Annotated in this window: 12 protein-coding genes; 7 read left to right on the top strand and 5 right to left on the bottom strand. The window is 36.0% G+C overall.

Features of this window, described 5'->3' with window-relative positions:
• Positions 1–472: 472 nt before the first annotated feature.
• From ABH966_RS15890 to ABH966_RS15880, 3 genes are all read left to right on the top strand, one after another.
• On the top strand, positions 473–1387 hold the full coding sequence (locus ABH966_RS15890; protein ID WP_370079981.1) for a DUF1002 domain-containing protein: 915 nt from the start codon (positions 473–475) through the stop codon (positions 1385–1387).
• 138 nt (positions 1388–1525) lie between these two features.
• Complete coding sequence (locus ABH966_RS15885; RefSeq protein WP_370079979.1) at positions 1526–1807, top strand: GNAT family N-acetyltransferase; 282 nt, start codon at positions 1526–1528, stop codon at positions 1805–1807.
• 716 nt (positions 1808–2523) lie between these two features.
• Positions 2524–2832, top strand: coding sequence for a hypothetical protein (locus ABH966_RS15880; protein ID WP_370079977.1), 309 nt, complete (start codon positions 2524–2526; stop codon positions 2830–2832).
• Positions 2833–2845: 13 nt separating this feature from the next.
• Here the strand turns inward: ABH966_RS15880 and ABH966_RS15875 are convergent, their stop codons facing one another.
• The 3 genes from ABH966_RS15875 to ABH966_RS15865 all read right to left on the bottom strand — a co-directional run bounded on the left by ABH966_RS15875 (position 2846) and on the right by ABH966_RS15865 (position 6796).
• The gene (locus ABH966_RS15875; protein WP_370079975.1) at positions 2846–3991 is read right to left on the bottom strand and encodes an MFS transporter; all 1146 of its coding nucleotides are present in this window, start codon (positions 3989–3991) and stop codon (positions 2846–2848) included.
• A gap of 120 nt (positions 3992–4111) precedes the next feature.
• Positions 4112–5632 (bottom strand): succinyl-CoA:acetate CoA-transferase ScpC, encoded by a 1521-nt coding sequence (locus tag ABH966_RS15870; RefSeq protein WP_370079973.1) that lies wholly within the window; start codon positions 5630–5632, stop codon positions 4112–4114.
• A 513-nt stretch (positions 5633–6145) separates the two neighbouring features.
• Positions 6146–6796 (bottom strand): LytTR family DNA-binding domain-containing protein, encoded by a 651-nt coding sequence (locus ABH966_RS15865; RefSeq protein WP_132361594.1) that lies wholly within the window; start codon positions 6794–6796, stop codon positions 6146–6148.
• A gap of 503 nt (positions 6797–7299) precedes the next feature.
• On the opposite strand from ABH966_RS15865, the gene ABH966_RS15860 reads away from it, so the two are divergent.
• The 4 genes from ABH966_RS15860 to ABH966_RS15845 all read left to right on the top strand — a co-directional run bounded on the left by ABH966_RS15860 (position 7300) and on the right by ABH966_RS15845 (position 10726).
• Positions 7300–8094 (top strand): helix-turn-helix transcriptional regulator, encoded by a 795-nt coding sequence (locus ABH966_RS15860; protein WP_370079971.1) that lies wholly within the window; start codon positions 7300–7302, stop codon positions 8092–8094.
• Between the two features lie 189 nt (positions 8095–8283).
• Positions 8284–9042, top strand: coding sequence for a membrane protein insertase YidC (yidC, locus tag ABH966_RS15855; RefSeq protein WP_370079969.1), 759 nt, complete (start codon positions 8284–8286; stop codon positions 9040–9042).
• Between the two features lie 58 nt (positions 9043–9100).
• Entirely contained in the window at positions 9101–9349 is a 249-nt protein-coding gene (locus ABH966_RS15850) for a hypothetical protein (RefSeq protein ID WP_132361600.1), read from the top strand.
• Positions 9350–9949: 600 nt separating this feature from the next.
• The gene (locus ABH966_RS15845) at positions 9950–10726 is read left to right on the top strand and encodes a M15 family metallopeptidase (protein ID WP_370079967.1); all 777 of its coding nucleotides are present in this window, start codon (positions 9950–9952) and stop codon (positions 10724–10726) included.
• 56 nt (positions 10727–10782) lie between these two features.
• Here the strand turns inward: ABH966_RS15845 and cls are convergent, their stop codons facing one another.
• Together cls and ABH966_RS15835 are read right to left on the bottom strand one after the other, a co-directional pair.
• Positions 10783–12240, bottom strand: a complete 1458-nt coding sequence (gene cls, locus ABH966_RS15840; protein WP_370079965.1) for a cardiolipin synthase — start codon at positions 12238–12240, stop codon at positions 10783–10785.
• Positions 12241–12427: 187 nt separating this feature from the next.
• Entirely contained in the window at positions 12428–13219 is a 792-nt protein-coding gene (locus ABH966_RS15835; RefSeq protein ID WP_370079963.1) for a YwqG family protein, read from the bottom strand.
• Positions 13220–13446 lie beyond the last annotated feature (227 nt).

The following is a 13446-nucleotide window of genomic DNA, read 5'->3' as shown; positions in this document are numbered from 1 at the left end:
TTGTTACTAAATGAAATTAAAGAAAATGACGAGAGCTGCTTTGAAACCTTCTCGTCTTTTTTTCGTACTAATTATTGCTTACCTTCTTTAGCGTGAGACCAAACATCCGCTGAAAAAAGGTATAGCCTCCGGCAGATGTCACGGATTCGGGAAGGAGCTCAATAAAGGATGTTAGCCTAAAAACATCGCATCCATGCGATAACAGCTAACTGACCTGCATCGGTAAAAACGCCACGTCCTGTGGCATTACCGAAATGACCGACATCGTGTCGGCCCTCGTGCAGGCCTAGGCGCAAAGCCGAATCCGGACGCATTGTTTATCTGTAGCGACAGCGGCAAATGTTTTCTGCGCGAAAGCGAAGCGACAGCGGCAAATGTTTTCTGCGCGAAAGCGGCAATTATGCCGAGGTATAATTGATTGGCAAACATTATACAGGCCAAATGAGTTTTCTAATGAAAGGGGTCACACAATTTGAAAAAAACGTGGATAAAAATACTAACGGCGACTATGTTAGTATTTGGCGTGATGGCACCAGCAACAAGTTTTGCAGCTGATAATACGCCACCTAAAGCAATTGATGAAAAGCTAGGAGCACCAATCGTCGTATACGGTGCAAACTTATCTGAGACTGAAAAAGAGTCTGTTAAAAAGTCATTAAAAGTGAACGAAGAGCCTGAAGTTGAAGAAATAACAGTTTCAGGTCAAGACTTAGCTAAATATATTAAAGATAGTAATTCAAGCTCTCGTATGTATTCTTCTGCCAAAATTACGCGCAAGAATGCAGGAGAAGGCTTAGTTATTGAAATTGTTACACCGTCAAATATTACACAGGTTACTTCTGAAATGTATGCAAATGCCATGCTAACTGCAGGTATTGAAGATGCAACAGTACAGGTGGCTGCGCCTAAGGCAGTAACAGGCCATTCAGCGCTTGTGGGAATATATAAAGCTTACGAAGTAACAACAGGTGAAAAGCTAGATACTGATCGTACAGATGTTGCAAATGATGAACTATCAGTAGCAACTACTCTTACGCAATCGGCAGGCGTGGACGATGCTAAGGTTGCGCAATTACTAACGGAAATCAAAAAAGAAATTGCAGACTCGAAGCCAGCAACTAAAGAAGAAGTTGAAAAGATTGTGCAAGAGCAATTAAACAAGCTTGAAATTAATTTAAGTGACAAGGACCGTCAATTGCTAGTTGATTTGATGAATAAAATTAGTAAACTAGACATTGATTTTGGTAAATGGTCTAAACAATTAGATGATATTAGCAGTACGATTAAAGATAAATTCGGATCACTAATGGAAGATAAAGGATTCTGGGAAAGTGTGAAAAATTTCTTTGCTAATTTAAAGGATACAATTGCGTCCTGGTTTAATTAATTCATAGAAAAGAATCTGCAACACTTTCTCTTGATTGCTAGAGGAAGGTAGCAGATTCTTTTATTTTTCAAGGGATGTACTTTTTTAAGTGCTACATAAAAAAAGCTGTGTTACTATGAAAAAAAGGAGTGGTGAGAAATGGAATTTCAATTACAACAGCTAGCAGAAAATAAGCTTGCTTTTGCCTATGAGCAAGAAGGGGAAAGATTAGCGGAAATTACATGGCAACAAAAGGGTCAAGTAATGGTAATGGATCACACATATGTATCAGATAAGCTCCGTGGCCAAGGTGTGGCAAAAAAATTGCTGGATCATGCTGCAGCTTATGCACGTGAGAAAGGCTATAAAATGGAAGCTGTTTGCTCGTATGTAGTTGCAGCATTTGAAAAGTCTAATGATTATAATGATGTAAAACAATAAAGTGAAACTTACTACCCGTTAATGCGGGATAAAAATAAGGCAATCTGCTTGGTAGAAAGCGGATTGCCTTTTAACTTCTTTCAGTAAATGTTTTTGTAAAACATTCGCTGAAAGAAGTTAAAGCTTCCAGCGGCAAATGTTTTCTGCGCGAAAGCAAAGCGATAGTAACAAATGTTTTATGTGCGAAAGCGAAGCAACAGCAACAATTATGCTGAGTCATAATTGATTTTTGCAAATCATCCATGCTACTCCTTACAGTAAAATACTATAAATTAATACTGTTAAGAAGCCTGCTCCACCTACTAATGAAGCCATGTCTACCCAATCATATACTGAGTCCAAATCTTTCATGATAATCACTCTCCAATTATTAGTGTTAATACATTATTTCCCTTTAAATGTCCTTTGTAATCATAAATATTTACCGTAACATGGGATTTAATTTAATTTCAATTGGGTACTTTAAATAACATTCCTTATTTTTGGTGATAAGCAAAAAATAGATACCTACAATGAAATTTAGTAGGAGGTTGATTAACTATGTCTGGGAACATACAGACTTACTATGAATTTTGTTTATATGGTAGACGAAGGATTATAGATGATCTCTCTTTATATATATGCTGTAACGTATATAAAAATTATGTTTAGTCCTCAAATAATAAGGAAAAGATATATTATAGAGCCAGTTTCAATATTTTTGGGAGGGATTTATAATGGCAAAAGGAAAAAGAACAGGTGTTGTAATTGCGGGGTTAGCTGTAGCAGCATCTTATTTAAGTAAAAAAGAAAATCGTGATAAAGCATTAAGTATGTTTAATAGTACAAAATCTAAATTAGCATCTTATTTGAATACAACGAATATGGAGATGCACAAAGACATATCAAAGCGTATATCGACTGAAGTAGCGACAGAAGCTGGAACGTCTCCAACAAAAATAGCTTCAAACGAAATGGTTGCTGAAGGTGGGGGACATACAGGTATCAATTACTACAATGGAGAAATTCAGGAACAAGATAAATAATAACAAAACCTTCTCATTCAACGTGAGAAGGTCTTTTTTGTGTACATATAATGATCAATGCAAATACTAATAATACAATTCCAGTAAATATAAAGCCGCTGACAATACCTAGTGAGAGCCATCCGAGCAATGAGGAACCTAGGACGACTCCTAGTGAGAAGAAGGCATAAAAATAACCATAGGCTTTTCCGCGGATTTCAGCAGTCGTAGAGTCGATTAAAAGTGAATTGACTGATGGGAACAAGAAGCCAAACCCGATACCATAGCAGGCCATTGCAATATAAAGTAACGTACTTGAATCCGCCTGACTAATTAATAATTGACTGATCCCCATTAAACTTATACCTAGTGATAATGTTTTAATTGGTGCCACCCTATCGAAAATACGGTTAGTCGGCAAAATAAATACGAGTACAGCAATAATTCCGAATGTACTCATCAAAGTGCCACTTAAGCGTGAATCAAAGCCTAAAGATTGTACTTTTAGAGGAAGGAGATAGGCAATAACCCCTTGAGAAAACATTAAAAAGAATGCACTTGAGAAGGCTTTTAATGTACCTGTATTAGTAAAAAGTACATGAATAGGGATGTTTGTAATTGGCGCAGATTTTTCTCTTTTTACTTGCTTTGATTTTAGTAAAAAGAAGGCGAGTACACTCAACAAGAGCATAAAGCTTGCTGTTATATTAAAAACGAATGGTACGCTAGTACGACTCGCTAAAATGCCACTAAATGCGGGGCCGATTATTGCGGCAATGCCAACAAAAGCTCCAGAGATAGCACTACCCTTACCTCTTTTCTCTTGTTCAGTTGCATTTGCTAAAAATGTGAATGCAGCAGGAACAATTAAGCCCGCAACTAATCCATGTGCAAAGCGGACTACCAATAGAACAATAGGATCTTCTACTAAATTATAAAGTGTAAGTGAAAGCCCTGTTGTTAGTAGACCTAGGATTAAAATAACGAATGGTCCCTTACGATCCGTTAAAAAACCAGAGATAATATTACCAAATGTATTGGAAAGAGAATACATACCTACAGCCAATCCAGTAAAGAAGGCTGATGCCCCTAAGGATTCAGCATATGTACTCATGATAGGAAGCTGGGTAAATAGGTCGAAAAATGAAAAGAATATAATTAAATAGATAAGTTTCTTCATTGCTCCTCCGATGGAAAGTTATGTATTTAGTAAGATAGTCCAACACTGATTATACCATTCCCGAAAAAAAAGAACGCCTCATAAGTTTTTCAACTTATGAAGCGTTCCTGAAATATGAAATTAAGCTTTAGCAATTTCTTTTTTCATTGTTTTGTTTTTACCAAGGTTTACGTGCCAAGAAAGTGCTTCCTCTAAAATATGAGGTGTTTGATGGCCACCAGTTGCTTCTAGAGCACGGTTATAGTAATCCCAAAGTTGTTCTTTGTAATCTGGGTGTGCACAGTTTTCGATAATTAAAGGTACACGCTCTTGTGGCGCAAGACCACGTAAGTCAGCAATACCTTGCTCAGTTACGATTACATCAACATCATGTTCAGTGTGGTCAACGTGAGAAACCATTGGCACGATTGAAGAGATAGCGCCGCCTTTTGCGTATGATTTAGTAACGAAAATACCTAGACGTGCGTTACGTGCAAAGTCACCTGAACCACCGATACCGTTCATCATACGAGTACCTGATACGTGTGTTGAGTTTACGTTGCCATAGATATCTAATTCAAGAGCAGTGTTGATTGAGATTAGACCCAAACGACGGATAAGCTCTGGGTGGTTAGAAATTTCTTGTGGACGTAGGCAAATTTTATCAGCGTATTTCTCTAGATTGCCATATACTTTTTTCTGTAATTCTTCAGTCAGTGTAATTGAAGTAGCTGCTGCAAATTTAACTTTACCAGCATCAATTAAGTTGAATACTGCATCTTGAAGTACTTCAGAAGCAACAACTAAATCTTCAAATTCTGAATTTGCGAAGCCGTCAAGTACAGCGTTTGCAACAGAACCTACACCAGATTGTAATGGCATTAATTGTTTTGTTAAGCGACCAGCTTTAATTTCATCGCTGAAGAAATCTAATAAAATGTTCGCCATTGTTTGTGTTTCTTCATCTGGCGGAACGATTAATGAAGGAGCATCTGGCTCTTCAGAAATAACAATCGCTTTAATTTTAGCTGGATCTACTTTAATACCGATGTCACCAATGCGTTGCATAGCATCAGTCATTGGGATTGCTTCACGTTGACCTTGCTCACCTGGTACATAGATATCGTGGATACCAATTAAAGCTTCTGGATGAGAAATATTTAATTCGACAATAATATTTTCAGCATATTCAGCGAAGATTGGTGAGTTACCAACAGAGTTTGTTGGGATAATAAATCCATCTTCTGTAATAGCAACAGCTTCAAGGATTAAATATTTAATTGGTCCAATAATTCCTTGACGAACTAATTCAGCGTTATGTGAAAGATGTGCGTCTACATATAGGACATCACCAGAGTTAATTAAATTACGAATCTTAGCATCTCCTTGGAACGGTCCACGTTTGCGAATAACGCCAGCATCAGCTAAGTAATTATCAACTTCAGGTCCTAAAGAAGCCCCTGTATATACATCAATTTTGAATTTTTCGTTTTTAGCGCGCTCTACTAATGCCATAGGAACAACTTTTGCGTCCCCCGCACGAGTGAATCCACTCATACCAACTACATCACCGTTAGAAATCAGTGCTGCAGCTTCATCAGCAGTAACAATTTTACTTTCAAGTTCTTTTAAGCCTAGGCGTTTTTGAACATTTGCATCCATTAAAAAATCCTCCCCTAAAAAGTTTGATGGAAACCGATTACAAAACTAGAAAAAACGTGTAAGAATTTTCTGTTTATTCAGTTGTAGTATGACTCCAACCATTTGAATAATACTATCACCAAATTGTCACAAAAACTTTAGAAATAGCATTAAATTGAGTAAAAAGAGGAAAAATGAGCATAAAAACGAATTTTCGACAGAGAAAACGTTTTAATGTAGAGCTACAAAGGAAATTTTCTAAAAATAAAAGATTAAATAACATACTGGGGGGTGATTTTCGTTCCAACTGTGCGCTTTGTTGCTGACGCTTCGCTTTCGCACAGATAAAACAATTGTAGCTGCCGCTTTGCTTTCGCTACAGAAAACATTTGCCGCTGACGCTTCGCTTTCGCGCAGAGCAGAGCTTCCTGGGTGCGTCTGATGAGCTTTAACGTGTCATCCTAAACTGTTGGTGATGTGCAGTAAGAAAAAAGTACAGCGAACAATTAAAATTGCTCGCTGTACTTTACAAAATTAGAAACCTAAAGAACGACGGAAGTAACTTGCATAGCGTTGGCTAACAGGAATACGGGTACCGTCTTTCATGATTAATAAAAACGTTGAATGTGAATCTGGTTGAATTTCATCAATGTAGTCAATGTTAACGATATAAGAGCGGTGACAACGTATAAATGAGTCAGGGGCTAAAAATAGCTCAAGATCACTTAGGTTTAAGCGGTGATATCCTTCACGACTCATTGTTTTAACAAATGTTTTTCGGAGCTGTGTTTCAAGATAAATAACCTGGTCATGCTTGATTGGGTACCAACAATCGTCAATTTTGATTGTAATGTAGTTCGTTAAAAATGCTGACGGCTTTTGTGGGAAGATCGCAGTGATAGCACCCTTAGTTTCACCTTCCTCCATTAAAGGAATACTCATGCCGTAATATGCTACTCCAAATACATCAGGCTCAATGTAAGAGCTAATCTTTTGTCCGTAGTTTAACGCTTTATGAGCTGCAGAACCTTCTTTAATTGGGTCGCCAGGTTTGATTTTTAAATCAACTTTTTTGCTCGGTTGGTAGTACAAGTACTCGTTTGTATCGGAAATTGCAATGGAAGTATTCTCAGGGAAGAATTCCTTAATAATCTCCATAATTTCTTCTATTTGTTTTGGTTCCAATTTTAACACCTCGTCTAAACTTTTAAAAATAGTATTATCATCTATTTTACTACATATTCGTATAAATTATATAGAGAAGATTTCGGAATAAAAAAGAGAAATGTCGATTGATGAAATATAAAGTTGTAAAATCCATTACATAATTTGTAACAAATTTTAAATAATTACTAATTCATTTTGGTATGTATATGGTAAAATCTAAATGTAGGTAAATAAGTTTACGAGGTTTCTACTATGTATATATGATAAATTAGAACTAGTGCAAGAGACAAAATGTGGTTGAAAGGAAATCGCAGAATATGGTAAAATTCACTGTATAGTCTATTTTTTTTTGTAACTAGTGGTTTAGTTGGGTTATTTTTAAGTTATATTCAATTATATAATTGTGAAATATGACTCAATTCATACAATTATTAAGGAAATACTATTTTCTTATATGAAATAGATATGTGTCAAAAAATGTAAAAGCAACTCGTGCAATCTGAAGAAAGATGGGGAAGATTATGCAACTACATCAACATTCTATATCAGAAACGATATCCAAAAGATACTTTCAAGAAATCGATAGTATTAATCAATACATCGGTATAGAAGAATTTTTTAATATTGAGTCGAAATTAATATTTGAAATTTACCATTTAGAATCGGCAAAGGCTAAAAAATCTTTGCATGAATTAATTGATATTCTTTCAATACGTTTTGGCAAACAAGTCATTAAAATTGTTCGAAGTTATTTTTCTGTTTTGTCGTCAATTGTTGCTCGTAAATTGCTAGACAATCAAGTTCCTTCGAAGAAAGCATTTGCTTTTAACATTGCTTGTAATGATATGATCGAAAATCAAATGAAAGACGCAGAATTTTTACAATTTGCTGATGATTTAATCGATTTCTTTGTCTATTTTATTGCAGATCGCAAGCAACCGACTTTCCGTCACCAGACAGTTAATAAAGTAATTATGTATATAAATGATGAATTGGAAAATGACTTAACAGTGGAAAGCATCGCAAATAACTTCCATATTAGTACTAGTCACTTATCGCGTATTTTTAGAGAACATGTTGGTATTACACTAGTTGAATATCTAAATGTTCGTCGAGTAGAAGAGTCACAGTACTATCTTAGACACACTAATAAAAGTATTACTTCTATTTCAGATCAATTCCATTTCTGTAACCAAAGTTATTTTACCCGCATCTTTAAAAAATATACTGGGGTAACGCCCAAACATTTCCGAGATGAACTACATCACGAGTTTTATCGTTTTGAGATGGCGGAATCAGAGTTTCAAAACGTCTAAAGCTAGAAGTATATCTAGTATTATTCACAAAGGGTTATAAATAAGATTAATAAATAGATGCGGACACATTAGCGATGCTAAAGCTCGCATCTTTTTTATGTTATGGAATTAGTAGCACTTGCTATTTGATAAAGATAGGCCAGATAATGTATACTTCATTTTAGTTGATAAATAATAGTAGGTGGAAAAATGAAAAATTTGAAGCTATTTTCAATGCTTGGACTCGCCGTTTTTGTTCTTAGTGGCTGTCAAGCTGTGCAAAACAAAGAAGGTTTTTTCTATAGTATCTTTGTAAAACCAATGGAATTTTTATTAGAATTTTTCGGTAACACTATGTTTTCAGGTAGCTATGGTTTAGCAATCATTGCTATTACAGTTCTTATTCGTTTAGTCTTAATGCCGATTATGTTAAAAAATTACCGTTCGCAGCAAAAGATGAAAATGAAAATGGATGCGTTTAAGCCTGAAATGGAAGCTGTTCAGAAAAAGATGAAGGAAGCAAAGACAAAAGAAGAGCAAACGAAGTATCAACAAGAAATGATGGCATTATATCAAAAACATGGTATCAATCCACTTAACATGGGCTGTTTACCAATGTTAATTCAAATGCCAATTATCATGGGTCTTTATTTCTCCATTTTATATTCTACAGACGTGAAAGCACACGAATTTTTATGGTTTAGCTTAGGTTCACCTGATATCGCTATGACAATTGTCGCGGGTCTTGTATATTTAGTTCAAGCACGTGTATCATTATGGACAGTACCAGAGCAACAAAAAGCACAAATGAAAATGTTTATTTATATTTCACCAATTATGATTGTCTTTATCTCGATGACATCTATGGCAGCCCTACCACTTTACTGGTCAGTCAGCGGTGCGTTGTTGATTATTCAAACATATATCGGTCGAAAATTTTATTCGGAGCATCCGGAAAAAGTAAACTAATAAAATAATTTTTGTCGAGGCGCCTATGTAGCCTCGATTTTTTTAGGAGGACAGCAAGATGAACATAAAGTTGCTATCATCTATTCTCGTCGCGATTTTTAGTATTGCGGCTATCGTATTTATTATCATGGGTAATTTTAATTTTGCAGTATTGGCAATGACTATTATGTTTGCCGTATCGAATGGTTTTAGGGCAAAAAGTTTTAAAGAACAAGGTTATGTAAAAGAGGCAAAATGGATGAAGTACATGGCAATCTTTTTCTCAATTGCTTCTATAGTAGTGCTTATTATTATTCTCACAGACTAACAGATTAATTTTAAAATCATTGGTGAAAATCTACACCCTAAATTGTGAACAGTGCTAAAATGAGACTATACCAATATAGTGGATCATCACCAAAACGTGTGGTTGATTTCCGTTCCGACTGGGCGCTTTGTCGCTGACGCTTCGCTTTCGCGCAGATAAAACATTTGTTGCTGTCACTTCGCTTTCGCACAGATAAAACATTTGTTGCTGTCACTTCGCTTTCGCACAGATAAAACATTTGTTGCTGTCACTTCGCTTTCGCACAGAGCAAAGCTTCCTGGGGCGTCCGATGAGCCGCTTGGGGCCACAGGATGTTGATCACGAAGGCGTTATCACAGGAAGTGGCTTTTAGCCTTAGTTCCTCTATGTGCTCGCTCCAGGGTCTCATTTGTGACGCTAATCCCCAAGGAGTCGCCCAGTCTCCACTCCAATCAACTTATTCACATAGTAGACGTTTTAACAAAAGTATCCATAACTTTGGGTGATGAACCAATATAGTACAAAATAGTATCGGTACTTACTAGGACTGTTCTTTCTAAATTCTTTGAAAGAGGATCCTTACTATGTAGTACTGGATAACTTTAAAAGGGGTAAAAAATAGTGAAAAAGAAACGTTTACCACTCATCCTTGGTGCTGTAATCTCAGTGGCGCTTATTGTCTCTATTTTCGTAGTGTATAACTATAAAAATAAACAGGTAAGTAATGCATCAGATGAAGAAGAACAACAAACAGCAGAACCAACTAAAAAAGATGCACCTGCAAAAGAAGAGCCGAAAAAAACAACAGATAATCCTGTGAAGCCAGAGCAGAAGACAGATGAAAATGGCTATGTACCAAATCAAACATTACCAACCGAGCCGACATATATTAAGGGGATTTTATTAGCGAATAAAATATATCCGCTACCATCTACCTTTGCGCCTGAAGAAAATCCTGAGGCACGTCAAGCTCTAAACAAAATGTTTGCTGCAGCAAAACAACAAGGTTTTGATTTAGTTGCATTTAGTGGCTATCGATCTTTTGAATATCAAACAACATTATATAATAACTATGCTAAACGTGATGGGCAAGCTGCTGCTGATCGCTATAGTGCTCGACCGGGTTATTCAGAACATCAAACAGGTTTGGCCTTTGATATAGGGGAAAGCGGCAAAGATAGTTTATGGTTAACTGAAGAATTCGGTGAAACACCAGCTGGACAATGGTTATTTACGCATGCTCAAGATTACGGCTTTATTTTACGATTCCCCCAAAATAAAGAAGACATCACAGGTTATATGTATGAGTCATGGCACTATCGTTATGTTGGTGTAGACATAGCAAAAGACATTAAAAAACAAAATATTACGCTAGAAGAATATTTAGGTGTGAAATAAAAAAGGGAAGAGAGTTGTTCATCATTAATGAACTAGCTCTCTTCCTTTTCTACATTCTACAAGATAGGTGTTAATAAACGTGAAACTGATTCTTTAAATTTAATCAGTGTAGAACGATTTTTGTACATTTCCCAAGTTAATTCAGTACAATCAAAAATATCCTTTTCAAACAGCTCAGCAAGCTGATGTGAAATCGTTGAGTCATAGATAAATGCATTAACTTCAAAATTTAAACTGAAACTTCGTACGTCAAGGTTTGCAGTTCCGACTGTAGATGCTTCATCGTCAATAATAATTGCTTTAGCATGAATAAAGCCCTTTTCATAAATATAAACTTTTGCTCCTGCACGCAATAATTGTCCTACGTATGAGTATGTAGCCCAATAAACAAACATATGATCAGGCTTATTCGGAATCATGATCCTTACATCTATACCTGAAAGCGTCGCAATTTTAATAGCTTCTAAAAAACTAACATCGGGTATGAAATATGGCGTTTGGATATATATATATTTTTTCGCCATATTAATAAGCTTTAAATAACCAATTTTAATTTGTTCCCATTCAGAGTCAGGGCCGCTAGACACGATTTGTAAGCCTACATCACCTTTTTTTGGAATAGCAGGGAAGTAACGGTCCGAATAACCCATTTTCTGTTGTGCGCAAGCTTGATTCCAATCAAGTAAAAAGCGTGTTTGTAATGGATGTACCGCACTACCTTCAATACGTAAATGTGTATCTCGCCAATAGCCAAATTTCTTTTGTAGACCAAGGTACTCATCCCCGACATTAAAGCCCCCGATATAACCAATCCGGCCATCAATCACAACAATTTTTCGGTGATTTCTAAAATTTAAACGAGGGTTTATAAGTGGAAAAATAGATGGGAAAAATACTTCGATTTCACCGCCTGCATTAAGCAATTCCTTGAAATGGCGCTTTTTAATGTTGCGTGAGCCCATTTCATCATATAAGATTCTTACCTTAATCCCTTGCTTTGCTTTTTTTATAAGTTTATCAATAATGCATGTACCTAAGTCATCTAGACGGAAAATATAATATTGAATGTGAATATGATCTTTTGCTACCTCAATATCTTTCAGAAGTTGCTCAAATTTATTTGCACCATCATCAAAAATATCAATGTGGTTGTCCTGCGTTAAAACTGCATTATTTGTTTTAAGATGCATATAAATCATTTCTTTATAATTTTCCGCATTTTCTATACGAAACTCGAATGTGTCGTTTCGGATCGCTTCTGTCTGATAACTAATGAGGTTATCGATACCAATATCCTTGCTTCCTTCCCAACGGAATAAATGCTTTCTCCGTAATTGTCGTCCGAATAGCAAGTATAAAATAAACCCACCTAATGGAATGAAAAATAGTACGAGAATCCATGCCCATGTAGAAGTGGCATCTTTACGCTCTAAAAAAATTATGACCATTGCTGCTAAAATATTGATAAACATAATGAAAGATACTAGAAATCCAAAGTCTGTAAAAATACTCATTCCTACACCTGCCTTTTCTACATTTTTCACAATATATCTAGTATAGCTTACTTTATATGTGGAAAGAAGATACGAAATTTGTTAGTACGCATGGAAAAGGATTACCTCCGAAACTAACGAGGTAATCCAAAATCAATTTCGCCTTTCGTAATTGTTGTAAGCGACCGCTACATTTGTCGAATAAGGATCAATAATGCTCCCATTGAAATAAAATATCAGAAAAATCCCTTTTAAGAAGCTTTTCTCTGTTAATGAAAAACTTCCCAACTCCACTATCTGCCCACATTATACCAATTTCATCATTAGAGTCAATTTGGAGTAGCAATACATCATATCGTTTAAGAAGCTGCGATTCGTGACGGATATCTTCCTCTAAAAAATAGGCATAACCACCGATTTTAGCTCCAGCCCCTAAGAAGTGCTGTAGATAAATTTCTCGTAAATCAACATCTTGTGATGAAGGTATTAAGTTTGGTAAACAATGTATCGCGCGATAATCTAAAGCAGATACAGGTTCTTGGATAGGTTGGAATTGTAATGCTAACTCCTGGTGAATAGGGAACCTGTCATCTGCTGTTTGTACTAAAAACTCCTGTTTAGGGACTGTCGCTTCAAAATTTACAGTAGGATAAAAACGTATTTTATAAAATTGCTGGAAAATATCCTCGTGATAATGATCAACATTCACGAAAATATTAGATGAAATAAAAAATTGCAAAATACCCTGAGATGGGAAATCCTTTAGTGGTGGCATTTCTGCAAAGTTAATTTGAGCTAATAGCCGCATAGGCTCACCTGTAATATCTTTCGGATATGTTTGGGAATAGGGTAAGTAAGGTTCCCCAGCAAATTTACTTTCCGTTAACGTAGTTGATCGTTTATATGGTGTGATAATCATTGCTGAAAGTAGTGTATCTTCAATTTCAAAACGAAACGATTCTAGCTCTTTTGGAAGAAAAAGATTTGTTGTTTTGTTCATGCGGGGCCCTCCGATATTCTGCTTTACATTCTTTCGGCAAATGTCTTTTGTACCGAAAGCGTAGCGTCAGGTACAGAAGTCTCCCACCTCTATAGGTGGTAAATGAATGCGGTTTTAAGTCACTTTTCAACAGGTGTCCAAATCATCCGCTGAAATAGAGGAACTTAGTCTAAGAACGCCACGTCCTGTGGTAACGACTGAGTGACCAACATCTTGCCGCTGCCGCT

Origin of the sequence: Lysinibacillus sp. RC46 (assembly GCF_041262385.1) — a bacterium.
Classification (GTDB): domain Bacteria; phylum Bacillota; class Bacilli; order Bacillales_A; family Planococcaceae; genus Lysinibacillus.
Note: the sequence above shows the minus strand (reverse complement) of the source record. Positions and strands in the feature narration are given on the sequence as shown.